This window comes from Niveibacterium microcysteis (genome assembly GCF_017161445.1).
Classification (GTDB): domain Bacteria; phylum Pseudomonadota; class Gammaproteobacteria; order Burkholderiales; family Rhodocyclaceae; genus Niveibacterium; species Niveibacterium microcysteis.
In genome coordinates this window covers 157,985-184,146 of sequence record NZ_CP071060.1, presented here as the reverse complement: position 1 = coordinate 184,146, position 26,162 = coordinate 157,985, and the positions used below count along the sequence as shown (strand labels likewise).

Sequence of the window (26,162 nt, the reverse complement as noted above, 5' to 3'; positions counted from 1 at the left end):
TCGCCATGTCTTTCAACATCGAATCAAACGAGGGTCTCCGGATCCGCCCGGCCAAAACGCGCGACGCCACACGCATCGCCGCCCTCGGCATCCAGGTCTGGCTGCATACCTATGCCACCAGCGGCGTATCGGGTGTGATGGCGGACTATGTGCTGCGTGAGTTTTCGGAGACGCGCCTGGTCGAGAAGATTGAAGATCCGCAACGCCTCGTGCTGATCGCGGAAGACGCCGACCATCTGCTCGGCTATGCAGTGCTGCACTTCGCCGCGCCACAAGCGGATCTGCGCACCGAGCTGGAAACCCTCTATGTGCAGGCGCATTCGCACGGTCAGGGCATTGGCCGTGCGCTGCTTGTCGAAGCCCGCTCGGCCGCTGCGCGCGGTAATGGCAGCAGCGCAATCTGGCTGACCGTCAATGCGCGTAACGATCGCGCGATCGCCTTCTACCAGCGTCAGGGTTTCGTCGAAATCGGCGAGACGGACTTCATGCTGGGCGGCGCGCCACACCGCAATCTGGTGATGGTGGTGCGGCCGGACTGAGGCCCGGCCGAGGCGCCCTCAGAGCCCGCCCTGCACCTTCACCGCACGGGCGCGATGCAGGTAGTCGTTGTAGGCCGGTATCGCGATCGCAGCGAGGATGCCGACCACGAACACCGCCAGCAAAGCGACCACCGCGAAGGTACCGGCCTTGCCGTTGGGGGGCGGTTTGGGGCCGAAGCGGTTGCTACCACGGCTACCCGGAATCAGCAGAAAGGCGAGGTTGGCAAGCGGCACGAAGGCAAGCAACGCCAGCCAACCGCTCTGGTCGAAATCGTGACTGCGCTGGATCGCCAGAATCGCGTGGAAGACCACAAAACCCACGTAGCCGACGACGATCAGGATGCCGCCCAACATTGGCATGCCCATCGCGGCGGACAGGAAACCAGCAAGCGCACCGATCAACCCGACCAGCAGCGTCGCGCCAATGCCATAGGCAAGATAGCGCACACGACCGATACGGCCGCGGGGCGAAAACGGGCGAACCACACCGACCGCATCATCGGCAACAGGCGCATCCAGCACCTCGGCCTGCGGCGGCGCGTAGGGGTTCGCAACAGGGGATACAGCGGCGTTCGACTCAGCGCTCATGCGCACGGCTCCATCGGCGGGGGAACCGCAATCATAACGGGGCCGCCCAATGGCGCGGCCGCGCCGCGCTTACACCTCAGCCCACATTCGCAACAGGTTGTGATAAGTACCGGTCAGCTTCACCAGCTCGCCGACGTCGCCGAGTTGCTGACGCAGCTGCGTGATTGCCAGATCCATGTCGAACAGCAGCGCGCGCCGGCTGTCGTCCCGCACCATGCTTTGCAGCCACATGAAGCAGGCCACCCGCTCGCCGCGCGTGACCGGCTCGACGCGGTGCAGGCTGGTCGAGGGATAGAGCACCAGGCTGCCTGCGGCGAGCTTCACTTCGTGCTCGCCGTAAGTGTCTTCGATCACCAGCTCGCCGCCGTCGTAGCTCGCCGGGTCGGCGAGGAACAAGGTTGCCGACACATCGGTTCGCACCGGCCGGCCACCGCCCCCCGGCAAGCGGCGGACCGCATTGTCGACATGCGCACCGAAGTGCTCGCCGCCGGCGTAGCGGTTGAACAGCGGCGGATAGACCTGCGCCGGCAGCGCAGCCGAAAAGAACAGCGCGTTGCGCGACAGCGCCGCCAGCACGATCTCGCGCGCCTCGGCAATCGCCGGCGAGGATTCCGGAAGTTGCCGGTTGCGCTTGACCTGCGCGCTCTGGCTGCCTGCGGTGACCCGACCATCCGCCCAGTCGGCAGCGTCGAGCACCTGCCGCAGGCGGGTGAGTTCTTCGGCGTCGAGTACGGAGGGGACTTCAATCAGCATGGCAGCTCCAGCGGTTTGAAAAGGCCGCCACCGTGTCGTGGCGGCCTGCAGGGTCAGAACGAGACTTCGGCGGTGAGCGAACCGGAGCGCCCGACGCCCGGCACCACGTGGCCACGGTAGAGGCCGTCGTAGTAGAGCTTGTCGAGCAGGTTATCGAGGTTCACCCGCAGCGTGTAGTTGCGCAGCGTGTATTGCGCCATCGCGTCCCAGCGGGCGTAGCCCGGCGCCCAGTTGGTGTAGTTCTCGGGCGGCGTGCGGCCACTGACACCCTGCACCCCGGTGCCGACCTTCCATTGGCCCAGGGCATACGTGGTCCACAGGCTGCCGGAGTGCTTGGGTGTGTTGCCCGGCACGTTGCCAACCTGCGACGCGGTGCCGGCGTCGATCTTCGCCAACATGAAGGCGTAGTTCGCGAACACTTCCCAGCCCTCGACAATGCGCCCGGCAACCGACAGCTCGATGCCATTGGTGTGCCGCTTGCCGGAGAGCAGGTAGTTGGTCTGGCTCGCCGATTCCACGTCGGTATTCCGCTCGTGGTACTTCTCGGTGCGGAACAGCGCGGTCGCGATCGACGCGTTGCCGTCGAAGAGATCCCACTTTGCGCCCAGCTCGATGTTGCGGCTCTCTTCCGGCGGCGTGTTGGCGCCACGGGCGTCGAACTGGTAGAGGTCGCCGGAGGTCGCGAACGCGGTGCCATAGCTCAGGTAGTACGAGGCCACATCGTTCGGCTGATAGATCAGGCCGGTGCGGTAGCTCCACTCGCGGTCGCTGCGCTCGTAGATCGGGTTCGGGTCGGCCGCAGTCGGCGTGCGTTCATAGCGGCCGCTGAAATTGTCCCAACGTACACCCAGCAGTGCCTTCCAGTGCGGCACGAACTCGACCAGATCCTGGCCATAGATCGCAAAGCTCTCGGCATCGAAACTGTTGAAGTTGTTGCGCACGCGCGTGTCCGCCACCGTCGCACCGGTGTTCGGGTTGCCGATCGTCGCCGCCGGTTTCGCAAGCGTACCGGCATAGCCCCAGCGCTCGTCCGACTCGCGCCCGATCTCGATGCCGCTGGCAATCTGGTGCGTCATGCCGAACCAGTTCTGCTCGGTGGTGTAGTCCGACTGGATGAAGCGCTGCTGGTAGTCGCCACCGCGCGTCTGGTTGCCGCGCACCACCGGCGTCGCATCCGTCACCGGGGAGGTCAGCGGCCACTGCCCCGCGCCGTTGCCGCTGTTCACGCCTGCGGTGCTGGCCCACAGGTCGCGTTTGTATTCGCCGTAACGCGCGCTCGTCTTGATCTGGCTCTTCGCATCGAAACGGTGTGTCCAACTGAAGGTACCGACGTCGGCCGAATCACGCTGATAGTCCTGATCCAGCCCGTACCACTTGTCCGCCGCCTCATCCACCGGGCGGCCGTTGCGCCAGCGGAAGCCGTAGTCCGGGTTGTCGTTGTAGTCGAGGTGGTAGTAGGCGAGGTTGAACTCGTCGGCGGTGCCGATACCCCAGCGCACGCTGGGTGCCACGCCGATACGGTTGGTTTCCGGCCCTTCACGGCCCGGTTCGCCGGTGGTGTACATCGCATTCACACGCACCGCGGCCTCGTCGCCGATGCGCTGGTTAACGTCCGCAGTGATGCGTTGGTAGTTATCGAACCCCAGCGTGCCGGACAGCCTCGTCTGGTCCATCAGATACGGCTGCTTGCTGACCTGGTTGATCACGCCGCCGGTGGTGCCACGGCCGAACAGCATCGACGCGCCACCCTTGAGCACTTCGACGCGATCGTTGTTGAAGAGATCGCGGTTGTACTGGCCGACATCCTTCATGCCATCGATGTAGATGTCGTTCACCGCCGAGAAGCCGCGGATGTTCATGTTGTCGCCGATACGGCCACCCTCGCCGGCGTTGAAGGTGATGCCCGCGACGTTCGACAGCGCTTCGCGCATCGTGTCCTGCCCGCGATCACGGGTCAGCTGCTCCGGCACCGCGGTGTAGGTGTTCGGAATATCGCGCGGCAGTTGCTTCGATTTGCCGATGGTCGTCGCGCCCGGCTGGTAGGTCTGGCGCGGTGCGTCCTGCACCTCGCGCGTGGCCTCCACCGGCACGTCCTTCAGCGTGTTCTCGGTGGGCTCGTTGCTGCTCTGCGCATGCGCGCCCTGCGCCGCGAGCAGGCTCGCCGCGATCAGTGACGCAACCGGTTTCTTTCGACTCTTGATGCTCACAAGTGACTCCGTGGGGTTGGGGTGGCGCTTCCGCACTTAGCGGCGGATTGCGTCGGGTTTGGTAACGAACTGGATGCGGGTGAGCCCCGCTTGGGCGGCGTCGGCGATCAGCTTCGCGACGTCGCCGTAGGGCACGGTTTCATCGGCCAGCAACTGGATCTCGCTGTCCGGCTTGTCGCGGCCGAGCGTCGTCAGCCGCTCTGCAAGTGCCTCGCGGGTGATCGGCTCGCCGTTCCAGTGCGGCTGGCGCGCGGCATCGATCGCGATGCGCAGCGGATCGGGTGGCGTCTGCATCGGTGCGGCGCTGGCGCGCGGCAGTTGCAGCTTCACCGCCTGCGAGACGGACGCGGTGACCATGAAGATCACCAGCAACACCAGCATCACGTCGATCAGCGGCACCATGTTGATTTCGGCGCGCGGCGCGCCGACTTCGGACTCAAAACTCCCGAATGCCATGGCGGGCGACCTCAGGCCACCTGGCCGCGCGTGCGCGCCGCCAGGCTCATCACACGCTCGCCGGTCTGGCGCGCATCCTGGCTGCCAAGATCGGTCTTCACACCGGTCGACAGGAAGGCGAACACGTCGTACGCGAAGGCGTTGAGCTGCGAGAGCGTCTTCGCGTTCTCACGCGCGATCAGGTTGTAAGCGAGCGCCGCCGGAATCGCGACTGCAAGCCCCACACCCGTCATGATCAACGCCTCGCCAACGGGGCCGGCGACCGCCTCAAGGGTATTGGTGCCCGCCGCGCTGATCGCCGACAGCGCGTGGTAGATGCCCCACACGGTGCCGAAGAGGCCGACGAAGGGCGCGATCGACGCCACCGAGGCGAGGAAGGTAAGGCCGTTCTCCAGCCGCGTGCGGTCCTGCTCGATCGCGCGGCGCAGCGCACGGGTGAGGAATTCGTCCGGGCTCGCCGACGCAATCACGCCAGCAACTTCACGGCCACGGGTGCGCAGGGTATCCACCGCGTTGAAGCCGTGGTGCACCAGATGCGAAAACGGGTCGGTCACGCCACGGCCGCGCAGCCACTGCGCGATCTCCTCGATCGATGCAGCCTGCCAGAAGTGCGTCAGGAAGCCGCGGCTCGCACGGCGCTGGCGAACACCACTCACCAGGCGCGTGAGGATCAGCGTCCAGCTACCGATGCTGGCCGCCAGCAGAATCACGAAAGTGCCACGGATCACACCGTCGGCATGGGCGATCAGGGGGCTGAGGTTGGCGAGGGCTTCCAAGATGGGCTCCAGTCAAAATGGGCGAAGGCGGTCGTATGCCGGCGTCGCGGGTCAATGCAGGATGAAAGGAATGGGCACCAGCACCCATTCCGCGATCGCCTCGCTACCGCGGCGGGCGGGTACGAATTTCCAGCGGCGCACCGCTTGCAGCGCCGCTTCGTCGAGGCGGCTGAAGCCGCTGCTGCGTTGCAGTTCCACCTGGCTTGCGGCGCCACTCGGCTCGACCCGCACGCGCAACACGACGCGGCCTTGCTCGCCCAATCGGCGCGACAGCGAGGGGTATTCGGGGCGCGGGTTCTGCAGGTAGTCGGCATCAAAGCGCGGCGCGCTGACCGGCGCCGGCTCCGCGCTGGCCTCGCCGCCGGCGGGTGGCGCCGCCGGGGCCGCCACCGGCACAGCCGGCGCATCATTGCTTGCCGCGCTGCTCGCCGGTGCGCTGACGACGGTCTCACGCACCGGGCGCGGTTGCGGCTGGCTCGTCGGTCGCGTGTTCGTCTGCGGCAAGGGCTTCGGCGGCGTGACCGGCGCCGGCTCCGCCAGCGGCATCGGGGCAGCGCTAACCGATACCGACATTGACGCAATGCGCGGCATCGTCGCGGACGGCGCACGCGTCACCACGAATACCCATAGCACCAGCGCATGGGCAAGGATCGCGGCGATCGGAATCCAGAATCGGTGTGTCGGCACCGGCAGGGCGAATTGCATGGTGTGGGGCTCAAAAGAAGCGGGCGCAGATTGCGCAAAGCTCAATCTGTTAACGCGAATTATTCGCATTTGCAGTAAATCGGTCAAGTCGAATCGCCCGAACCCGCCTTGCGCCAAGGTCCAATTGCGCTTGTTGATGCGGCAAATCGCGCTGATCGGCCCCGCCTTGACACGCCGCAAGGCCCCCCCGCTGCGACCGACATACCCTCGCCCGGCTTATTTCTGGAGGGGTGTTTTGCGTAAACCCGAACTCGTTTGTCCGGCCGGCAGCCTGCCTTCGATGAAGGCCGCGATCGATCACGGTGCCGATGCCGTCTACATGGGCCTGAAGGACGCCACCAACGCGCGCAACTTTGCCGGCCTGAATTTCGATGCGGCGGCGGCGCGTGAGGGCATCCGCTACGCGCACGCCAAGGGCCGCAAGGTGCTCATGGCGATCAACACCTTCCCGCAAGCGGGCCAGTCCGCCACCTGGCGACGCGCGGTGGACACCGCGGCCGACTGGGGCGTCGACGCGGTGATCCTGGCTGACGCGGCCTTGCTCGACTACGCCGCGAAAACCCATCCGAACCTGCGCCGCCATCTCTCGGTGCAGGGCTCGGCAACCAACTACGAAGCGATCAACCTGTGCCGCGACCTGTTCGGCATCGAACGCGCGGTGCTGCCGCGGGTGCTGACCGTGCCGCAGGTCGAGCATGTGATCCAGAACACCCCTGTCGAGATCGAAGTGTTCGGCTTCGGCAGCCTGTGCGTGATGGTGGAAGGGCGCTGTTTGCTGTCTAGCTACGCCACTGGTGAATCACCGAACACCGCTGGCGTCTGCTCGCCGGCCAAGGCGGTGCGTTGGGCGCAGACGCCGCAGGGCATGGAATCACGCCTGTCCGGCATCCTCATCGACCGCTACGGCAATGACGAGCCGGCCGGTTACCCGACGCTGTGCAAGGGCCGTTTTGAGGTCAATGACGAAACCTACTACGCACTCGAAGAGCCGACCTCGCTGAACGTCGTCGCGATGCTGCCGGATCTGATGAAGATCGGCGTCTCGGCGATCAAGGTGGAAGGGCGCCAACGCAGCCCCGCCTATGTTGCCGAGGTCACCAAGACGCTGCGCGCCGCGATCGACGCGGCCGTCAGCGAAGGCGCGCGTTACCACGTCAAACCCGCCTGGCAGGCCGGCCTCGGCAAACTCGCCGAAGGTCAGCAGCAAACCCTCGGCGCCTACAGCCGCCCGTGGAAATGAGTCGTTCGATGAAGCTCTCTCTTGGTCCCCTGCTTTACTTCTGGCCGCGCGATACCGTGATGGCCTTCTACGCCGAAGCGGCCGCATGGCCGGTCGACACCATCCACCTTGGCGAAGTGGTCTGCAGCCGCCGCCAGCAGATGCGTCTGGCGGACTGGCTGGATCTGGCCAAGACGCTGACCGCCGCGGGCAAGGAAGTGGTGCTGTCGACGCAGGCGCTGCTCGAATCCGAATCCGAACTCAAGACACTGCGCCGCCTCGCGGAAAACGGTGAATTCCTTGTCGAAGCGAATGACCTGGGTGCGGTGAACTGCCTGCGTGGAAAAGGCCCCTTCGTGGCCGGCCCGCATCTGAACATCTACAACGCCGACACGCTGGCGCTCTACGCCGGACTCGGTGCGACCCGCTGGGTGCCGCCGGTCGAGATGAGCCGCGACCGACTCGCCACGGTGCTCGAAGGCAAACCGACGGGCATCGAGACCGAGCTCTTTGCCTGGGGGCGGCTGCCGTTGGCCTTCTCGGCCCGCTGCTTCACTGCGCGCCACTTCAACCTGCGCAAGGACGACTGCGAATTCCGCTGCCTCGAGTTCCCGGACGGCCTGCAGCTCGACACCCGCGAAGGTCAGCCCTTCCTCGCGATCAACGGCATCCAGACGCAGTCGGCGGCGAGTCATTCCTTGCTTGGTCACCTGACCGAAGTGCAGGCCCTCGGTGTCGAGCGCCTGCGCATCAGCCCGCAAGCGCAGCACACCGAAGCACTCATCAAGCACTTCCGCGCCGAACTCGCAGGCCGGACACCCCCGGATGCCACCACGCTGGCGCCCACCACCACCTGCGACGGTTACTGGCGCGGCGTGCCCGGAATCGAACTGGAGACAACATGAAACGACCCCCACGCTTACTACGTGCGCTGCCCCCCGAGGGGGCTGCAGCCGCCTTGAGACGGCTCGGCGGAGGCTGCCATGCCCTTGCCTGATTTCACGCTGCCGGGGCCGCTGGCCGCGATTGCACGCCACCTGCCCGAGCGTCCCGCCGCGTTCGCCTTCACGACTGCGCTGAACCTCGCCAAACGCGCCGGCAAACTACCGGGCGACTGGGAATTTCTGGAAGGCCGCACGGTACGGATCGAAATCGAAGATCTCGGGAGCGGTGTCACCTTCACCGCCGCCGCCGGGCGCTTCCATCCGGTCGGCAACGAACCGGAAGTGCGCTTCGCCGCGCGCGCGGCGGACTACCTGAAGATCGCGCTGCGTGAAGAAGACCCGGACACCCTGTTCTTCCAGCGCCGCCTCAAGATCGAAGGCGACACCGAACTCGGCCTCGAACTGAAGAACCACCTCGACGCGCTGGAACTGCCCGCCTTTCTCGATCGCCTGCGGCCCCACTGAGGCGCGCAGGAGCCACCCCCCGTGCGCGGCTGATCCACCGCGCTGCCAGACGCAGCGCGGGTTTCAGCTCAGCGTCATACGTTCGGTGACGTGACACACGTCACCGACGCGACAGGCGATACGCGGCAATCTCCGGTCAGGCACGATCCGTCCCGGCGCCCGCCGGCGGGTGCCTGTATGCCGGCCCGCGCGCCGGCCCGAACGCGGCTGGTGCCGCAGGAAGGCAAGTCGCCCATGTGCCAGCTGCTTGGCATGAACTGCAATACGCCGACGGACATCTGTTTTTCGTTCACCGGCTTTCAGGCGCGCGGTGGTCTGACCGACCAGCACCGTGACGGCTGGGGCATTGCGTTCTACGACGGCTGCGGCGTGCGCGTTTTTTTGGACGCGCAGGCGACGATCGATTCGCCAATCGCGGCCTTGGTGCGCAGCTACCCGATCCACTCGAAGAACGTCATAGCGCACATCCGCAAGGCCACCCGTGGTGCGATCGGACTCGAGAACACGCACCCCTTTCAGCGCGAACTGTGGGGGCGCTACTGGATCTTTGCCCACAACGGCCATCTGCGCGACTTCTCACCGAGCTTCAACGGCAGCTACCAGCCGGTTGGCGCAACCGACAGCGAGCGCGCCTTCTGCCATATTCTTCAATCACTGCGTGCACGCTTTCCGGCCGGCGAGCCCTCACCTGAAGCGCTTTATCAGGCGCTGCGTGCGCTCGCCGCAGAGATTGGCGCGCATGGCGAGTTCAATTTCCTGCTGTCCGATGGGCGTCGGCTTTACGCTCACTGCGCGTCGCGCCTCACCTATATCGTGCGGCAAGCACCATTCGGTGTCGCGCATCTCAAGGATCAGGACCTCAGTGTCGATTTCAAGGAAGTGACCACCCCGCACGATCGCGTGGCCCTGATTGCCACGACGCCGCTGACGGACGATGAGACCTGGGAATCGGTGCCACGCGGCACACTGCTTGCATTCAGGGACGGCATGCCTGAACACTTTGACGACATGAGTACCGGCGTTGGTTGCGAACCCGGCGCCAGCCTGGAGGCCGCATGAGCGCGCAAACCTGCGAGCTGTGCGAGGTCACGGGCGGCGAACTCCTGTGGCAGGACACACGCTGCCGCGTGATCCGCGTCGCCGACGCGCACTATCCGGCCTTCTGCCGCGTCGTGTGGCGGGGCCATGTGGCCGAAATGACCGATCTTGATACGACCGACCGCGCGCATCTGATGGCCGTGGTGTGGGCCACCGAACGCGTGCTGCGCGATGCGATGCAGCCCGACAAGATCAACCTGGCAAGCTTCGGCAACATGGTGCCGCATGTTCACTGGCACGTGATACCGCGTTTTTCCGACGACCGGCACTTTCCGCAGTCGGTGTGGGGCACGCCGCAGCGGGATGGCCTTGCTCACGCGGGGCCAGCGTCGTCAGTGCTGACAGCAGCGTTGGAACAGATACTCGGGCCGGCCACTGACGCCGTGCCCGGACGATAACGACAAGCAGGTAATGCAGCGCCGTCCCCGACGGCACCGAGAGGAACAGAACATGGCCATCGCGACCGAAAACCGGCCCGATTTCAGCAGCCCTGAGGCCTGCCTGGCGTGGCTTGCAAGCCTGAATCCGACCAACCTGCACGAAACGCATGATGCGCTGGCGGCGATGCTCGGCAACCTGCAGGAGAGGCCGCCATTGCCGGCGCAGCACCTTCAGGTGCTCGAAGCGGCGCGCAGCGCGGTGGAGTTCGTACAGACGGAACTGGCGCGTCGCTACGCGGCGCGGCCCTTGCCGCCGGTCAGTCAGGAAGACGAGACGCTGCGCATCGTCGTCGAGCTGTGGCAACAGATGCTGCGCGGCTACACGCTGATCGCGCAGCGCAGCGCACTCGACCCGGCCTTCATCGACCGCCGGCCGATGCTTGCGCAACGCCGTATCCACTACCACGGCAGCCTGATCCTTGAATACTTCCGTGCCCGCCGCGAAGTGCCCCCGGGCATGTGGGCCGAACTGCACCGGCTTTACGGCGCCGCCGAGGACTGGAACGTCGCGACCGTGCGCGTCGGCGAGCCGCTCAACGAAACCTGGCGCGCACAGAGTTGCGCCGAGGCCTACATCGCGATCCTGCTGGTCGACGCTGCCAACCCGTACGGCCGCACACCGCGCGAATTCACCTGGATCCTGCGCTGGGCGCAGCGCTTCGCACCGCACTGCACGATTCACACCGACGTCGCCGTCGAGGAAAAGTCCGCCTATGCGATCGACCTGTCGCAGGACTTCGGCCTGCGCCCGATCGCAGTCGCCAACCCGGGCAAGACCCTGCGCCGCGTTGATAGCCAGCGCCTCGCCGCACACATCCAGGCTGTCGTGGCGCAGTTCAAGCGCGGCGCATCGCCCGCTTCGCTCGGCCTGGGCGAAGACTGCGTGCAACCCGCTTGCGCGCGCCTGCTGGTGTCGCTTTACCGTCCCTGGGGCCTCGCCGCCGCCGGCCGCCGCTTTGCTCGAAAGACCACTCACGGCGCGATCCAGATCGCAACCGATCTGCCGTCGATCGGCTATTTCGTTGCAGGACGGCCGTTCGAGCAGCCCTCCGAGGTGCGCGCCGGTACCTTCCGCGACATGATGTCCGTCTACACCATCGGTGAGCAGGTCGAATCAGCCGATCGCACCGAAGGCGAGCTTTATGCCCGCGCAGCACAACTCGGCCTGGTACTCGAACACTGGGAGATCGCCGACCAGTCGCTGCAAGGCTTCCGCATTGCGCGCCACACCTCGGGCTCGCGGGTCGACCACCGGCAACTGGTCGCGCTGCGCCCTGCCGACGGCGAGAACTTCCTGCTCGCCGAAATCAGCTGGCTGATGTATCGCAGCAACGGTCAGTTGCTCGCGGGCGTGTCCTTGATGGCGGGCGTTCCGGTCATGGCAGGGGCGCGCATCCGCAATGCCAACGGCGCCGGGCTACGCGAGAACTACCACCAGGCCTTCATCCTGCCGGCGGTGCCTGCGCTCAAATCCGAATCGAGCCTCGTGCTGCCGGCCGGCTGGTATCAGGCCGACCGGCTGATCGATGTGCACGCGGAGAAGCCCTTCACCGCCCGCATCATCAAACTGATCACCCGCGGCACCACCTTCGACCGCGTGAGCTTCGAACGCCTGCCGGGCTGAACGCCAGCGCTTACAGCACCGGCCGCGCAACGCGTTCGGCCGGGAACACCGCGGAGAAGGTGGAACCGACCGCCGGCGTCGACTCGATCTGAAGGCTCGCCTGATGGCGGCTGAGTGCGTGTTTGACGATCGCGAGCCCCAAACCGGTGCCACCGCTCTCGCGTGAGCGACCGCGGTCGACACGGTAGAAGCGCTCGGTCAGGCGCGGCAGATGGTGCGGCTCGATGCCAAGTCCGGTATCGGTCACGGCGAAGCGCGCACCACCGCCCGCGGCCACATTCCAGCGCAAGCGCACTTCGCCGCCTTCTGGCGTGTAGCGCACCGCATTGGATACCAGGTTCAGCAAGGCGCTATGCAGCTCCTTGCGGGAGCCGCGCAGCCCAACCGGGCCGTCAAGCTCCAGCGTAATGCGGTGGCGGCCGGCCGACAGCGCGAGCGCCTCGTTCATGATCGTATCGAGCAGCGGCCCCATCTCGACCGTTTCATCGTAGGACGCGGCGGCACTGGTTTCGAGCGCTGCCAGCTCAAGCAGATCCTCGACCAGATGCTGCATGCGGCCCGCCTGTTCGGTGGCGAGGCGCAGATAGCGGCGCGCTTCCTCGGGCGGCAGTTCGTCCAGCATCTCGTCCAGTGTTTCGAGGAAGCCCGACACGACCGTGAGCGGCGTCTTGAGCTCATGCGACACATTGGCCACGAAGTCGCGCCGCATCGTTTCCAGCTTTTCGAACTGCGTCACGTCGCGCGACAGCACCATGCTCTGCTCTTCGCCGAAGGGCACGATCTGGATCGACAACACCATGCCGGCGTGACGAGCGAGGCGACAGGTCAGCGGCTCGGCGGTGCGCTCGCCGGTCAGGTAGGCGACGAAGTCCGGCTGGCGGACCAGGTTGGTGATCGGCTTGCCAGTGTCGCGTTCGCCGTCGAGCCCGAAATGCAGCTCAGCGGCCGGGTTGATCCACTCGATGAAGTTCTCCGCCGACAGCAGGATCACGCCGGACGGCATCGCCGACGTCGCTTCGCGGAAGCGCGCGAGGGCCTGCGCGAGCCGGTCGCGCTGGTTGAGGCTGCGGCGCGCATGGCGCGACAGGTCGGCGAACACGTAGTCCCACACGCCGAAGGCCTGTGGCAACGGTGTGCCGATCGGTTCGCGTGTCCACAGCACGAGCTTCTTCAGGCTGCGCAGGTGGTAGAAGAACAGCGCGCCAAGCAGGGCAACAAACAGCAGCAATGCGGCGGTTGCCCCGAACAGTGGCCAGCATGCGAGCGCGACCACCAAGAAGGCAATCAGCGCCCCACCGAAACCACCCCAAACATAACGCGCAGGCCGCATCGCTCGCCTTATTCGCTCGTCAGCGCAACGTCGGACGAGAAGCGATACCCCGCACCCCGCACCGTCTGGATCAGGCTGTCGTGCTGCGTCGGTTCCAGCGCGCAGCGCAGGCGACGGATGTGGACATCGACCGTGCGCTCTTCCACAAACACATGGTCACCCCACACCTGGTCGAGCAGCTGTGCACGCGAGTGCACGCGCTCCGGATGCGTCATCAGGAAGTGCAACAGGCGGAATTCGGTCGGGCCCAGCGCCAGCGGCGTCGGCCCGGCGCTGACACGGTGAGTGGCCGGGTCAAGGCGCAGGCCGCCGAGCTCGACGGCGTCGTCCGTCACCTGCGGTGCGCGGCGGCGCAGGAGCGCCTTGATGCGCGCCACCAACTCGCGTGGCGAGAAGGGCTTGGTGATGTAGTCATCGGCACCGATCTCGAGCCCGGCAATCTTGTCCGACTCGTCGGAGCGCGCAGTCAGCATGATGATCGGGATCGACCGCGTACGCTCCTCGGCACGCAGGCGCTTCGCCAGCTCGATGCCGGAGATGCCGGGCAGCATCCAGTCGAGCAGGACGAGGTCGGGCAAGGCATCGCGCACGATGCGCTGGGCGGTCTCGGCGTCCGCGGCACGCACCACGGTATGGCCGGCGCGGGTGAGGTTGGCTGCGATCAGTTCTTGGATCGCGGGCTCGTCTTCAACGAGCAGGATGTTGGCTGGCATGGTCTGACTCCGGTCGCCTCGGGGTAGAGGGTTCGGCGACGAGTCTATTGCGTTCACTTGAACGATTTATGACACGTCACGTTATTGAAACACAGCCGTCGCCGCGCTGACGTCCCGGCGACACATGACGCCCGGGCGACAGACAGCACCGCAGCCCCGTCGCAGCATGGCGTTGCGCGATCCCGCGCGCTCCGCACGGTGTCGTCCGATGACCGAACACTTCGATGCGCTGGAAACCCGCGCGCCCGCCGACCGTGAGGCTGCGCTGATGGCCCGGCTGCCGGCGCAGATCGCGCTGGCGCAAGCTCACGCAGCGGCCTACGCCGATAGCTTTCGCGGCATCGATGCGGCCGCGATACGCTCGCGCTCGGCACTTGCCGCGTTACCCGTGGTCCGAAAAGCCGACCTGCTCGCGCGACAACAGCAGCACCCGCCCTTCGGCGGCTTTTCCACGGTGGGCTGGGGCCCCGATTGCGCGCGCGTCTTCGCCTCGCCAGGCCCGATCCATGAGCCTGAGGCGCCACGGCGCGACTACTGGCGGATGGCGCGCGCCCTTTACGCGGCCGGCTTCCGGCAGGGCATGCTGGTACACAACAGCTTTTCCTATCACTTCACACCGGCCGGCTCGATGCTCGAATCCGGCGCGCAGGCACTCGGGTGTACCGTTTTCCCGGCGGGCACCGGACAGACCGAATTGCAGTTGCAGGCGATCGCCGCGCTGCGCCCCGACGCCTATGTCGGCACGCCATCATTCCTGCGAATCCTGCTCGAGCGCGCTGCCGAGAGCGGGCTCGCATTCGACAGCTTGCGTCATGCGGCGGTATCCGGCGAGGCTTTTCCCGAGACGCTGCGCGAAGCGCTCGCCTCACAGGGCATTGCCGCCTACCAGGTATATGCGACAGCGGATCTCGGTGTGATTGCCTACGAAACCGCGGCACGTGACGGGCTCGTCGTCGACGAGGACATCATCGTTGAAATCGTGCGACCGGGCAGCGGGGACCCGGTACCCGAAGGTGAGGTCGGTGAGGTCGTCGTAACCAGCTTCAACCCGACCTATCCGCTGATTCGCTACGGCACTGGTGATCTATCGCGGGTGCTGCCGGGCACAAGCCCGTGTGGGCGCACGAATACGCGCCTGGCTGGCTGGTTGGGGCGTGCTGATCAGGCGGCGAAAGTACGCGGCATGTTCGTCCATCCCGGCCAGATTGCGGCAATCGTAAGGCGTTTCAGCGAGGTCAGCCGCGCCCGACTGGTGGTCGACAACCCCGACGGCAAAGACCGGATGGTGCTGCACTGTGAGACCCCGGAGCATGGCGGCAACCTTGAAGCCTCGCTCACCGATGCGTTGAGGGAAGTCACCAAATTGCGGGCCGAGGTACGCCTGCTTGCACCCGGCGCCCTGCCCAACGACGGCAAACTGATCGAGGATCTACGGCGCTACGACTGAACCCGCCTCGCCCACCAAAACGGCGGGCTCAGGTCGGCAGCTTGCGCGGCTTGTGCTTGGCCTTCGCGAATACGCGATCGAACAACCAGTTCGGCGCGATCGCGAGAAGCCGGGCGACGATACCCATCTGCCACGGGATGACGGTGTAGCTGGTCCCGCGTTCAATGGCCCGCGCAAAACGCCGCGCGGCGACATCCGCATCGAGAATGAAAGGCATCTTGTACGGATTAACCGCGGTGAGGGGGGTGCGGATGTAGCCCGGCGCGATCGTCACGACCTGCACACCACTGGCACGCATCTCGACGCGCAGGGCTTCGAGGTACTTCACGGCTGCCGCCTTCGAGGCGCTGTAGGCGCTGCCACCCGGCAAGCCACGCACGCCAGCGACCGAAGCAATGCCGACCAGCCGGCCGACGCCGCGTTCGCGCATCGCTGCAACGAAAGGATGAAAGGTGGCGAACAGGCCGAGCACATTGGTGCGCAGCACCGCGTCGAACACCTGCAAGTCCTCGGCGTGTTCGGTCAGCACACCGACCGAGATGCCCGCATTGGCAATCACCACGTCAGGCAAACCATGGCGCGCAATGAAGGCGTCGGCCGCAGCCTTCATCGCCGGCAGGTCCGCCACGTCGGCCGAGAGGGCCATATGGCCCTCGCCCGGCAGTGATTCGACGAGCGCTGCGAGTTTGTCCGCACGGCGCGCCACCAGCCCGAGCACGGCACCCTGCGCGGCGTAATGCCGCGCGAGCGCCTCGCCGATGCCGCTCGACGCACCGGTCAGGAAGACCCGCTGCCGTGCGCTGTCGCTCACTTGCGTCCGCGCTCGCCGCGGGCGCGCACGATCAACTGATCAACGACCGCGAGCGTGCCTTCGAGCGAGTTGGTCATGCTCGGTGCGGTCATGTACTTGCCGTCGACCGCCAAGGTCGGCACGCCCTGGATCTGGTAGGCGGCAGCAACCTGCGTGGCGCGCTGCAACTTGCTGGCCACCGAGAAGGAGCGGAAGTTCTCGTTGAATTTGGCGACGTTGACGCCGTTCTTCTGCAGCCAGGCGTTACGGGTCGCCTCGTCCTCGAGATTCACACGGTCGTTGTGGATCGCCGAGAAGGTCGGCAGCGACATGCGCTCGGTCTCGCCCATCAGTTCGTAGGTCAGGTACATCTTCGCCAGCACCGTCCACGCGTCACGATTGAACGTGATCGGAATACGGCGGAACTGCACATCCTTGGGCAGCTGCTTGAGCCAGGCCTCAACCACCGGCTCAAGCTCGTGGCAATGCGGGCAACCGTAGGAGAAAAACTCCAGCACCTCGATGCGATCGCCGCTCTCGGTCGGCCGCGGCGGGTTGATCACGCGGAAGTCCTTGCCAGCCTGCAGCGCCTTCTGCGCAAAGGCGCGCGAAGACATGGCCGCAAGCGCGGCGAGCGAAACGATCTGCTTGAAGAGGTCACGACGATTCATGCGTTGGGGCTCCGATAATGGGTTCAGTGACCCGACTGCGTGGCGGCAGGGGTCGATGCTTTGACCTTGACCACGTTCGATTCGATCCCGGCCTGCGCCAATTGCGCACGCGCGGCGTTCATGTCTTCCGGCTTGGCGTAGGGGCCAATGCGCACGCGGTGCAGTGTGCCCTTGTCACCCGCCTCGATGCGCTGAACGCTCGCCTCAACGCCCATCAGGGCAAGGCGAGCCTTCAGGTTGTCGACCTCGGACGGGTCGGCAAAGGCGCCAAGCTGCAGATAGAAGCGATCGGCCGACTCGGCTTGCGCGGCCGGTTTGGCGTTCTGGGCCGGCGGCAGCGCCGCCTGATCGCCCTTCGGCAGGATGTCGTAGAAGTCGAATTTCTTGTCGCCATCGGGCGCCGACTGTGCAGCAGGCTGTGCCGGGGCTGCGGTGGCGGCCTGCTCCGCCGGCTTCTCGACCGGCTTGTCGCCGGGTTTGCCGGGCAGGGCGATCGGTGCGCCACCGATGCTTTGTGCCGCCTCTGGCTTGCCGCCGGCCTTCTGGAAGTCGTACGGCCGAGAGAAGTACCAGGCAAGCGCGGCTGCAATCAACACGCCGATGATGAGACCGACAAAGACGCCGATCAGGGTACTGCCCTGGCTACTGTTGCGCGCGGGCTGGGGACGCGGTTTCTGGGCGCGGCTCATCGTAAATGCACGGTTGACGGATAACGGGCAAGTATAGCCTGCCGCCCGCCGCGTTGCGGTGCGGCGCCCGCGGCTTTGTCCGGCGTGGCTTTGCCGGTAGAGTCTCGGCTTTGCCCGGCGGCGGCTCGTGCCCCGGGCCGAACCCCGGTTTTCCATCAGAAGAATCGCCTGTGCGCCTGTTCCGCCTGATCAAGATCGTGCATGTGAGCCTGCGTTTCGGGCTCGACCGGATCGTCCTCGACAGCACCTCCGAGCGTTTGTCCGCCTGGGCCGGCCGGCTGTTCTTCTGGCGTGATCTGTCCGCCCCGCGTGCGGTGCGGCTGCGCGAAGCACTTGAGTCACTCGGGCCGATCTTCGTCAAGTTCGGCCAGGTGCTGTCCACCCGGCGCGATCTGATCCCGCCCGACATCGCCGACGAGCTGGCAAAACTGCAGGACCGCGTCCCCCCCTTCCCGACCGAGCAGGCGCTGGCCGTGATCGAGGCCGAATACGGCCGATCGGTCGATCAAGTGTTCAAGCGCTTCGATCGCAAGCCGATCGCATCCGCCTCGATCGCGCAGGTGCACTTCGCCGAGCTGCATGACGGCACGGAAGTCGCACTCAAGGTGGTGCGTCCGGGCATCGAACGCGTGATCGAGCATGACCTCGGGCTGCTCGAAGCCGCCGCCTACCTGATCGAGCGCGTGTGGGTGGACGGCCGGCGGCTCAAGCCGCGCGAGGTGGTCGCCGAGTTCGCCAAGCATCTGCGTGACGAGCTCGACCTGATGCGCGAAGCCGCCAACTGTTCGCAGCTGCGGCGCAACTTCAAGGGCTCGCCGCTGCTGGTGGTGCCCGAGGTGTACTGGGACTACTGCTCGTCGCGCGTGATGGTGATGCAGCGCATGGTGGGCACGCCGATTTCACAGCTGGAGCGTCTGCGCGAGCAGGGCGTCAACCTGCCGGCCCTGTCGCGCGCCGGCGTCGAGATCTTCTTCACCCAGGTGTTCCGCGACGGCTTCTTTCACGCCGACATGCACCCGGGCAATATCTTCGTCTCGGCGACCGGCAAGTACATCGCGCTCGATTTCGGCATCATGGGCACGCTGGAAGAGCGCGATAAACAATACCTCGCGCAGAACTTCATTGCGTTCTTCCGGCGCGACTACAAGCGCGTCGCGCAGGCCCATGTCGACGCGGGCTGGGTGCCGGCAGGCACACGGGTCGATGAATTCGAGAGCGCGATCCGCGCCGTCTGCGAGCCGATCTTCGACAAGCCGTTGAAGGACATCTCCTTCGGCAAGACCCTGCTGCGCCTGTTCCAGACGGCCCGCCGCTTCCAGATGGAAGTTCAGCCGCAACTGGTGCTGCTGCAGAAAACCCTGCTCAATATCGAAGGCCTGGGTCGCGAACTCGACCCCGAACTGGATCTGTGGAAGACCGCCAAGCCCTTCCTTGAACGCTGGATGAACGAGCAGATCGGCTGGCGCGCCTTTGTCCGCCATGTCGAGGAAGAAGCGCCAAGCTGGGCGGCGTACTTCCCGCAACTACCTCGTCTGGTGCACCAGGCCTTGCAGCACGAAGACCGCGATGCGCTGCGCGAATCGCTGGCCGAAATCGAACGCCAGCAAGCGCGTACCGCGACCTGGCTGCGTGTCGTCGGATTCGCTGCCCTGGCGCTGGCGGCGATCGAACTGTGGCACCTCTGGCACGGTTGAAATCCGGCCCCGGATCGCACGCAAAAAATCGGGAAATCTTCAATCGCATCAGGGCTATAATCGCGCCCGATCGATTGCGCCGGCGTCATCCGTAATGCCGGCACAGGCTGTCGAGTAGGGCCTCCGGTGCGCACCGGGGGCTTTTTACTGGCCTCGCGTTCCCGCCTGGGTTCGCCGCATCCCTCTCCCTGACCATGCTGCTGAGCTTTGTCATTGCCTACTGGCTGATCTCCATCGGAATCGGCCTCTACGCCGCGCTGCGGGTACACAACAGCCGCGACTACGCCGTCGCGGGCCGCAGCCTGCCGATGTACATCGTCACCGCGACGGTGTTCGCAACCTGGTTCGGCTCCGAAACCGTGCTGGGCATTCCCGCCACCTTCCTGAAGGAGGGCCTGCACGGCGTGGTGGCCGACCCCTTCGGCTCCTCGCTTTGCCTGATCCTGGTCGGCCTGTTCTTCGCCAAGCCGCTTTACCGCCTTAACCTGCTGACGATCGGCGACTACTATCGCCAACGCTTTGGCCGCACGGTCGAGATCATCACGACGATCTGCATCGTGATCTCGTACCTGGGTTGGGTTGCGGCGCAGATCAAGGCGCTGGGCCTCGTCTTCAACGTGCTGTCGGACGGCGGCATCTCGCAAGACATGGGCATGGTGCTGGGGGCCGGTTCGGTGCTGATCTACACGCTGTTCGGCGGCATGTGGTCGGTGGCGATCACCGACTTCATCCAGATGATCGTGATCGTGATCGGCCTGCTCTTCATCGGCTGGGAAGTGTCGGATCAGGTGGGCGGCGTCGGCGTGGTGGTGAACCACGCGCTGGAGCACGGCAAGTTCAACTTCCTGCCGGAACCGACGATGTCGGCCATCGTGCCCTTCATGGCAGCGTGGATGACGATGATGCTGGGTTCGATTCCGCAGCAGGACGTCTTCCAGCGCGTGCAATCCTCGGCCAACGAGAAGATCGCCGTGCGCGCATCGGTGCTGGGCGGTTCGCTGTACTTCGTTTTCGCCTTCGTGCCGATGTTCCTCGCCTACTCGGCGACCCTGATCGCACCCGATCTGGTGGCCAAGTACATCGACAGCGATTCGCAGCTGATCCTGCCGGAACTCGTGCTGCAGAAGGCACCGCTGTTCGCACAGATCATGTTCTTCGGCGCACTGCTGTCGGCGATCAAGAGCTGCGCCTCGGCGACGCTGCTGGCGCCGTCTGTCACCTTCTCGGAAAACCTGCTGCGTCCGCTGATCACCACCTGGCGCCCGAACCTGACCGACCACCAGTTCCTGCGGATCATGCAAGCCGTGGTGCTGGTGTTCACCGCGAGCGTCACCTACATCGCGATGAACTCGAAGCTGTCGATCTACGGCCTGGTCGAAAACGCCTACAAGGTCACCTTCGTCGCAGCCTTCGTGCCGCTCGTCACCGGCCTCTACTGGAAGCGGGCCACCAACCAGGGTGCGATCGGCTCGATGGTGCTGGGCCTGATGACCTGGCTCTCGCTCGAAGCGCTCGCCGCGATGCCGACACCGCCAGAGTGGATCGCGACCTGGCCGCCGCAGTTCGTCGGCTTCCTCGTTGCGATCGGCGCGATGGTGCTGTTCTCGTTATTGCCGCAGAAGATCGGCAACAACGGGGTGCTGGTCGGTCACACAGGTCCGGTGGGCTACCACCCAGCGGCGGGCCACGGCCCGCACCACACCGGCGAGCCCGCACACCCGCACCATGGTGCTGCACGTCCGCCGCACCCGCAGCCTTGAGCGCGTAGCCATGCCAGGCAAGGGGTCGCCACCCGATCGGGGGCGGCCCCTTTCTGCATTTTTGGGGTGCCGCGCGAGCCGTGCTACCGTTCTACGCAGGGCGCCACATCGGCGCAGGACACCGGCTTGCAATCCACCAATCGAAATCATCTTCCTCGCGATCTCGCCATCGCCGTCACCCTGCTGACGACGTACGCCTGTCTGCACCCGTTTTCCGGCTGGCATTCGATCGGCGTGGGGCCTTTCGACTTTCTCGTTGCGCCTTGGCCCCGCTACTTCACCGGCCTTGATATCGGCCTGAACGTGCTCGGCTTTGCGCCGATCGGCTTCGCATGGGGCACGGTGCTGTCGCGCGGCATGCCGCCGGGGCGGCGGGTGTTGATCGTGTGGATCGCCGCGACGCTGCTGAGCCTGACGATCGAGACGATCCAGAACTACTTGCCAACACGCGTCGCGAGCAACATCGACCTCTTCGCCAACAGTGCCGGCGGCCTGCTTGGCGCGATCCTCGCGCTGCGCTTCGGCCGCATCTTCGACGACAACGGTGCGCTCGCGCGCTGGCGCGAACGCCGCATCCTGCCCGGCCGCACCGGCGGGTTCGGCCTGCTGGTGGTCGGCCTGTGGTGGGTGTCGCTGCTGAACCCCAGCAGCTATCTGTTCGCAAATGGCGACCTGCGCAACCTGATCGACCTGACGCCCAGCTATGTGTTGAGTGGCCACGGTTTCCTGCGCGTTGAGCTCGCGCTGACGGCGGCCAATGCGGTGGCGATTGGCTTGCTGGCGCGGCACGCGATGCGCTCGCCCTCGCTGCTGCTGGCCGCCACCGTGCTGCTCGCGGGCATCGGCGTGAAGACGCTCGCCAGCTCGCTCTTCCTGGTGCCCGCGCAGCCGTGGCACTGGGCGACCCCCGGCGGGCTGCGGGGGCTCGCAATTGGGGTCGCCTTGCTGGCGCTGTTCTGGCGGGCCAGTGTGCATACCCGGCATACGCTGATCGGCCTCGCGCTGATGACGGCCACCGCGCTCGTCAACCTCGCACCGGACAACCCCTACTGGGATGCCATGACGCGCATCCGGCAGCAAGGCCATGTGCTGAACTTCCACGGCCTCACGGAGCTCGTCGGCAGCTTCTGGCCCTTCTTCGCGCTGCTCTGGCTGAGCTTTGGCACTCGGCGTGCGGAGAGCGTGCGGTGAGCCAGTTCGCGGACACGCTGATCGCATGGCAGCGGGCGCACGGCCGTCACGATCTGCCTTGGCAAGCCAGCCGCGACGCTTATCGCGTGTGGCTATCCGAGATCATGTTGCAGCAGACGCAGGTGGATACGGTGATCCCGTACTACCAACGTTTCCTGGCACGCTTTCCCGATCTGGCCTCCCTCGCCGCCGCACCGGTCGACGACGTGCTCGCGCTGTGGAGCGGGCTCGGTTACTACGCCCGTGCGCGCAACCTGCATGCCGCGGCGCAGCAGATCGCGCGTATGCACGGCGGCCGCTTTCCGCAATCGGCCAGCGCGATCGCCGAGCTGCCGGGTATCGGCCGCTCGACGGCCGCGGCGATCGCAGCGTTCTGCTTCGGCGAACGCGCAGCCATTCTCGACGGCAACGTGAAGCGGGTGCTCGCGCGCCACTTCGGCATCGAAGGCTTTCCTGGCGTACGCGCCGTGGAGCAATCGATGTGGGCGCTCGCGGAATCTCTGCTGCCCGCGCAGGGCGTCGACACCTATACCCAATCATTGATGGATCTGGGCGCGACGGTCTGCACCCGAAGCCGGCCGCGCTGCGCGGATTGCCCGGTTACCGGCAGCTGCGTGGCGCGTCAGCAGGGTCGCCAAGCGGAACTGCCGACGCCGCGCCCAACACGTGTTGTGCCGGAGCGCCAGAGTCGGGTGCTGATTGCCCGCAATGATGGCGCGGTGCTGTTGCAGAAGCGCCCGCCACACGGCATCTGGGGTGGCCTGTACGCATTGCCGGAGATCCCGGACGAGCTCGACGCCGAAGCCCATGCGCTGGCGCTCGGGCTGCGCGCAAACGGTGGCGCAACGCCCTTGCCACCGCTACGACATGCCTTCACGCATTTCCGGCTAACGCTGGAGCCCCAACTACTCGATGTGAGCGGCGAAGGCATTCACGACCCCGCCTGGCGCTGGGCGGCACCGCATGAATGGGACTCGCTGGGTTTGCCAACGCCAGTGCGACGCCTGCTCGATAGCCTCTAGGAAAACGGCAGCCAAGTCGGTCCGACGGCGCCCGACTGGGGGCTGGGCGAGCAGTGTCGATACGTCCCCGGTCGCGCGACGCCGTCAGGCGTCCTGCTTGAGCAGACCGCGTTGAACGAGGAACTGCTGGATGATCGTCAAGCGCATCAGTGGGTCGTCCAGCTCAAGCAACTTTTGTTTGGCCTTGACCGGAATCGGCAGGATTTCGGTATAGCGGTACCCCACCCATGCCGCGTCGTCGAAACGATGCGGCGCCGGAATCGCCTTTTCACCCGCGTCGGCAACCACCGCCTGCAACAAGGGCAGGGTATCGGCCAGCGCTTCGGGCGGCGCTTGCACTTCCGGCTCCGGCACCCACTCGACTACAGCCCTGAGCAAACCATCGGGCTGGGCGACGGCCTGCGCAATGCGGAACCGGCGCTCGCCGGTCACCACAATCTGCAGGATGCCGGGCTGATCCATGTCCCACTCGACGATGCGCGCGCTCGTGCCGACCTGGGCGGGCGTTGCCGGCGCGCCGGTCTCCTCGCCCTCTTCGATCAGGCAGACGCCGAAACTGCTGCCGTCCCGAATGCACGCCTTGACCATGTCCATGTAGCGCACCTCGAATACCTTGAGCGGCAATCGCGCTTCGGGGACAAGTACGGTGTGCAGGGGAAACAGAGGCAGTTCGGCGGGCAGTTCGGGCATCGGATTGGTCTCGCGGGCCCGCGAAACGCGCGCCGGGTGAAGTGGCGGAAGTGTGCCATGTTTTCCTGCACGCGCCCGACCGAGACGCACGCAATCTCTGTGCCATAATCGTTTCCAACGAATCGAGGAAACCCCATGGACGACAACAAGGCGAAAGCACTTCAGGCCGCGCTGGCCCAGATCGAAAAACAGTTCGGCAAGGGCTCCATCATGCGGATGGGCGATGGCGAAGTGGAATCGGACATCCAGGCGGTGTCGACCGGCTCCCTCGGGCTGGACATCGCGCTGGGCATTGGCGGCCTGCCGCGTGGCCGCGTGATCGAGATCTACGGCCCGGAATCGTCAGGCAAGACGACCCTCACGCTGCAGGCGATTGCCGAGATGCAGAAGATGGGTGGCGTGGCCGCCTTCATCGACGCCGAACACGCGCTCGACGTGTCCTACGCGCAGAAGCTGGGCGTCAACGTCGGCGACCTGCTGATCTCGCAGCCGGATACCGGCGAGCAGGCGCTTGAGATCGCCGATATGCTGGTGCGTTCCGGCAGCGTCGATATCGTCGTGATCGACTCGGTCGCCGCACTGACGCCGAAGGCCGAAATCGAGGGCGAGATGGGCGATCAACTGCCTGGCCTGCAGGCCCGCCTGATGTCGCAGGCGCTGCGCAAGCTGACCGGCAACATCAAGCGCACCAACACCATGGTCATCTTCATCAACCAGATCCGCATGAAGATCGGCGTGATGTTCGGCAACCCCGAAACCACCACCGGCGGCAATGCGCTGAAGTTCTACGCCTCGGTGCGTCTGGACATCCGCCGCACCGGCACGATCAAGAAGGGCGACGAAGTCATCGGCTCGGAGACCAAGGTCAAGGTCGTGAAGAACAAAGTCGCGCCACCGTTCAAGGAAGCGCACTTCGACATCCTTTACGGCGAGGGCATCTCGCGCGAAGGCGAGATCATCGACATGGGCGTCGAACAGCGCTTTGTCGACAAGTCCGGCGCGTGGTACGCATACAACGGCGAGAAGATCGGCCAGGGCAAGGACAACGCGCGCGAATTCCTGCGCTCGCACCCGGAAACCGCACGCGAAATCGAGAACAAGATCCGCGTACAACTGGGCCTGCCTGAACTGCCGGCTGGGGAAGCCGCCGCGGCCTGAACCAACGAGGCACATTGGCGATGAGCGGCGACGAGCTGAAGGCCCGCGCGCTCCGAACGCTGGCGCAGCGCGAACACAGCCGGGCCGAGTTGGCGCGCAAGCTGGCCGCGCACGGTGAGCCGGACGCGGTCGAAGCGGTACTCGACCGGATGAGCGAACTGGGCCTGCTGTCCGACAGCCGCTTTGCCGAAAGTTACGTGCGCAGCCGTGCCGGCCGGCTCGGCCAGCGACGCATCCAGCATGAACTCGCACAGCGCGGCGTGGATCCGGAAACGATCTCCGAAGCGCTGGCGAGTGAGTTGGGCGAGACAGAACTGGAGCGCGCCCGTGCAGTGTGGGCGCGCAAGTTCGGCAGTACGCCGGGCGATGCAAAGGAATGGGCGCGCCAGGCGCGCTTTCTGACCGCCCGCGGGTTTTCCGCGGAGGTCGTGAGAAAAGTGTTGAAAGAGCCGTTCGATGAGTCTGCTTAAGGTAGGCGGTCTATCCAAGCGCTACAAGGCACGCACTGTCGTGCGCGATGTCGGCTTCGAAGTCGGCAGCGGTGAGGTGGTCGGCCTGCTCGGCCCCAACGGCGCCGGCAAGACGACGTGTTTCTACATGATCGTTGGCCTGGTGCGTGCCGACGGCGGCACGATCACCCTCGACGACAAGGAAATCACCCACCTGCCGATCCACAAGCGGGCGCATCTGGGCTTGTCCTACCTGCCGCAGGAAAACTCGGTATTCCGCAAGCTCACGGTGGCCGAGAACATCCTCGCGGTACTTGAACTGCAGAAGCTGCCGAAGGACAAACTCGCCGCGCGGCTCGATGAGCTGCTGGGCGAGTTGGGCATCACGCACTTGCGCGATGCAACCGCGATGTCCCTCTCGGGCGGCGAGCGGCGGCGGGTTGAAATTGCCCGCGCGCTGGCCACCAACCCGCAGGTGATCCTGCTCGACGAACCCTTCGCCGGCGTCGACCCGATCGCGGTGATCGATATCCAGAAGATCATCCGCTTCCTGAAGGATCGCAACATCGGCGTGCTGATCACTGATCACAACGTGCGCGAGACGCTGGGCATCTGCGACCGCGCCTACATCATCACCGAAGGGGTGGTGCTCGCCAGCGGCCGCCCCGACGAAATCGTCCAGAACGACAAGGTTCGCGAGGTTTACCTCGGCGAGCATTTCCGACTCTGATCGCGCAACCCCCA

General features: G+C 65.7%; 26 protein-coding genes and 1 pseudogene. 15 read left to right on the top strand and 12 right to left on the bottom strand.

Annotated elements, in window-relative coordinates:
- Positions 1 to 5 precede the first annotated feature (5 nt).
- A complete protein-coding gene (locus JY500_RS00835) occupies positions 6 to 539 on the top strand; it encodes a GNAT family N-acetyltransferase (RefSeq protein WP_172201791.1) in 534 nt (177 codons plus the stop codon).
- Positions 540 to 557: 18 nt separating this feature from the next.
- Here JY500_RS00835 and JY500_RS00830 read toward each other — a convergent pair whose 3' ends face one another.
- From JY500_RS00830 to JY500_RS00805, 6 genes are all read right to left on the bottom strand, one after another.
- Entirely contained in the window at positions 558 to 1,127 is a 570-nt protein-coding gene (locus JY500_RS00830; protein WP_206254737.1) for a DUF805 domain-containing protein, read from the bottom strand.
- A 69-nt stretch (positions 1,128 to 1,196) separates the two neighbouring features.
- Positions 1,197 to 1,880, bottom strand: coding sequence for a Fe2+-dependent dioxygenase (locus JY500_RS00825; protein ID WP_172201795.1), 684 nt, complete (start codon positions 1,878 to 1,880; stop codon positions 1,197 to 1,199).
- A 53-nt stretch (positions 1,881 to 1,933) separates the two neighbouring features.
- Positions 1,934 to 4,087, bottom strand: coding sequence for a TonB-dependent receptor (locus JY500_RS00820; RefSeq protein WP_206254736.1), 2,154 nt, complete (start codon positions 4,085 to 4,087; stop codon positions 1,934 to 1,936).
- 36 nt (positions 4,088 to 4,123) lie between these two features.
- Complete coding sequence (locus JY500_RS00815; protein WP_172201800.1) at positions 4,124 to 4,543, bottom strand: ExbD/TolR family protein; 420 nt, start codon at positions 4,541 to 4,543, stop codon at positions 4,124 to 4,126.
- A gap of 11 nt (positions 4,544 to 4,554) precedes the next feature.
- Complete coding sequence (locus tag JY500_RS00810; protein WP_172201802.1) at positions 4,555 to 5,319, bottom strand: MotA/TolQ/ExbB proton channel family protein; 765 nt, start codon at positions 5,317 to 5,319, stop codon at positions 4,555 to 4,557.
- A 51-nt stretch (positions 5,320 to 5,370) separates the two neighbouring features.
- A complete protein-coding gene (locus tag JY500_RS00805; protein WP_246479731.1) occupies positions 5,371 to 6,024 on the bottom strand; it encodes an energy transducer TonB in 654 nt (217 codons plus the stop codon).
- A 235-nt stretch (positions 6,025 to 6,259) separates the two neighbouring features.
- Between JY500_RS00805 and ubiU the strand changes: the two genes are divergently transcribed.
- The 6 genes and pseudogenes from ubiU to JY500_RS00775 all read left to right on the top strand — a co-directional run bounded on the left by ubiU (position 6,260) and on the right by JY500_RS00775 (position 11,814).
- A complete protein-coding gene (gene ubiU, locus JY500_RS00800; RefSeq protein ID WP_425493187.1) occupies positions 6,260 to 7,264 on the top strand; it encodes a ubiquinone anaerobic biosynthesis protein UbiU in 1,005 nt (334 codons plus the stop codon).
- A gap of 8 nt (positions 7,265 to 7,272) precedes the next feature.
- The gene (locus tag JY500_RS00795; RefSeq protein WP_206254735.1) at positions 7,273 to 8,148 is read left to right on the top strand and encodes a U32 family peptidase; all 876 of its coding nucleotides are present in this window, start codon (positions 7,273 to 7,275) and stop codon (positions 8,146 to 8,148) included.
- Positions 8,149 to 8,226: 78 nt separating this feature from the next.
- Positions 8,227 to 8,631: pseudogene (gene ubiT, locus JY500_RS00790) on the top strand (ubiquinone anaerobic biosynthesis accessory factor UbiT); the annotation flags it as partial.
- Positions 8,632 to 8,886: 255 nt separating this feature from the next.
- A complete protein-coding gene (locus JY500_RS00785; RefSeq protein ID WP_172201810.1) occupies positions 8,887 to 9,711 on the top strand; it encodes a class II glutamine amidotransferase in 825 nt (274 codons plus the stop codon).
- The gene (locus JY500_RS00780; RefSeq protein WP_206254733.1) at positions 9,708 to 10,148 is read left to right on the top strand and encodes an HIT family protein; all 441 of its coding nucleotides are present in this window, start codon (positions 9,708 to 9,710) and stop codon (positions 10,146 to 10,148) included. The genes JY500_RS00785 and JY500_RS00780 overlap by 4 nt, the downstream gene beginning before the upstream one ends.
- Positions 10,149 to 10,200: 52 nt before the next feature.
- The gene (locus tag JY500_RS00775; RefSeq protein WP_206254732.1) at positions 10,201 to 11,814 is read left to right on the top strand and encodes a hypothetical protein; all 1,614 of its coding nucleotides are present in this window, start codon (positions 10,201 to 10,203) and stop codon (positions 11,812 to 11,814) included.
- A 10-nt stretch (positions 11,815 to 11,824) separates the two neighbouring features.
- Here JY500_RS00775 and phoR read toward each other — a convergent pair whose 3' ends face one another.
- Both phoR and phoB read right to left on the bottom strand, forming a co-directional pair.
- A complete protein-coding gene (gene phoR / locus JY500_RS00770) occupies positions 11,825 to 13,144 on the bottom strand; it encodes a phosphate regulon sensor histidine kinase PhoR (RefSeq protein WP_172201816.1) in 1,320 nt (439 codons plus the stop codon).
- Positions 13,145 to 13,152: 8 nt separating this feature from the next.
- On the bottom strand, positions 13,153 to 13,857 hold the full coding sequence (gene phoB / locus JY500_RS00765) for a phosphate regulon transcriptional regulator PhoB (RefSeq protein WP_172201818.1): 705 nt from the start codon (positions 13,855 to 13,857) through the stop codon (positions 13,153 to 13,155).
- A gap of 208 nt (positions 13,858 to 14,065) precedes the next feature.
- On the opposite strand from phoB, the gene JY500_RS00760 reads away from it, so the two are divergent.
- Entirely contained in the window at positions 14,066 to 15,304 is a 1,239-nt protein-coding gene (locus JY500_RS00760) for a phenylacetate--CoA ligase family protein (RefSeq protein ID WP_206254731.1), read from the top strand.
- 28 nt (positions 15,305 to 15,332) lie between these two features.
- On the opposite strand, the gene JY500_RS00755 is transcribed toward JY500_RS00760, so the two are convergent.
- Genes JY500_RS00755 through JY500_RS00745 form a run of 3 tightly spaced genes read right to left on the bottom strand, consistent with a single transcriptional unit; the run spans position 15,333 to position 17,454 of the window.
- Positions 15,333 to 16,115, bottom strand: coding sequence for an SDR family oxidoreductase (locus tag JY500_RS00755; protein ID WP_172201822.1), 783 nt, complete (start codon positions 16,113 to 16,115; stop codon positions 15,333 to 15,335).
- Positions 16,112 to 16,765: a thiol:disulfide interchange protein DsbA/DsbL gene (locus JY500_RS00750; RefSeq protein ID WP_172201825.1), complete on the bottom strand. Its 654-nt coding sequence runs from the start codon at positions 16,763 to 16,765 to the stop codon at positions 16,112 to 16,114. The genes JY500_RS00755 and JY500_RS00750 overlap by 4 nt, the downstream gene beginning before the upstream one ends.
- Positions 16,766 to 16,788: 23 nt before the next feature.
- Positions 16,789 to 17,454, bottom strand: a complete 666-nt coding sequence (locus JY500_RS00745) for an SPOR domain-containing protein (protein ID WP_206254730.1) — start codon at positions 17,452 to 17,454, stop codon at positions 16,789 to 16,791.
- A 170-nt stretch (positions 17,455 to 17,624) separates the two neighbouring features.
- Here JY500_RS00745 and ubiB point away from each other — a divergent pair, with 170 nt between their 5' ends.
- The 4 genes from ubiB to mutY all read left to right on the top strand — a co-directional run bounded on the left by ubiB (position 17,625) and on the right by mutY (position 23,121).
- Positions 17,625 to 19,148 (top strand): ubiquinone biosynthesis regulatory protein kinase UbiB, encoded by a 1,524-nt coding sequence (gene ubiB, locus JY500_RS00740; RefSeq protein WP_206254729.1) that lies wholly within the window; start codon positions 17,625 to 17,627, stop codon positions 19,146 to 19,148.
- Between the two features lie 194 nt (positions 19,149 to 19,342).
- On the top strand, positions 19,343 to 20,908 hold the full coding sequence (locus JY500_RS00735; protein ID WP_172201831.1) for a high affinity choline transporter 1: 1,566 nt from the start codon (positions 19,343 to 19,345) through the stop codon (positions 20,906 to 20,908).
- 126 nt (positions 20,909 to 21,034) lie between these two features.
- Positions 21,035 to 22,099, top strand: a complete 1,065-nt coding sequence (locus JY500_RS00730) for a VanZ family protein (RefSeq protein WP_206254728.1) — start codon at positions 21,035 to 21,037, stop codon at positions 22,097 to 22,099.
- Positions 22,096 to 23,121, top strand: a complete 1,026-nt coding sequence (gene mutY / locus JY500_RS00725) for an A/G-specific adenine glycosylase (protein ID WP_206254727.1) — start codon at positions 22,096 to 22,098, stop codon at positions 23,119 to 23,121. Before JY500_RS00730 ends, mutY begins: the two co-directional genes overlap by 4 nt.
- A gap of 84 nt (positions 23,122 to 23,205) precedes the next feature.
- Here mutY and JY500_RS00720 read toward each other — a convergent pair whose 3' ends face one another.
- Entirely contained in the window at positions 23,206 to 23,811 is a 606-nt protein-coding gene (locus tag JY500_RS00720; protein ID WP_206254726.1) for an LON peptidase substrate-binding domain-containing protein, read from the bottom strand.
- Positions 23,812 to 23,946: 135 nt separating this feature from the next.
- On the opposite strand from JY500_RS00720, the gene recA reads away from it, so the two are divergent.
- From recA to lptB, 3 genes are read left to right on the top strand one after another with little or no spacing between them, the layout of a single operon-like run.
- Positions 23,947 to 24,969: a recombinase RecA gene (gene recA / locus JY500_RS00715; protein WP_172201846.1), complete on the top strand. Its 1,023-nt coding sequence runs from the start codon at positions 23,947 to 23,949 to the stop codon at positions 24,967 to 24,969.
- 20 nt (positions 24,970 to 24,989) lie between these two features.
- Positions 24,990 to 25,439, top strand: coding sequence for a recombination regulator RecX (gene recX / locus JY500_RS00710; protein ID WP_172201848.1), 450 nt, complete (start codon positions 24,990 to 24,992; stop codon positions 25,437 to 25,439).
- A complete protein-coding gene (lptB, locus tag JY500_RS00705; RefSeq protein ID WP_206254725.1) occupies positions 25,426 to 26,148 on the top strand; it encodes an LPS export ABC transporter ATP-binding protein in 723 nt (240 codons plus the stop codon). The genes recX and lptB overlap by 14 nt, the downstream gene beginning before the upstream one ends.
- Positions 26,149 to 26,162 lie beyond the last annotated feature (14 nt).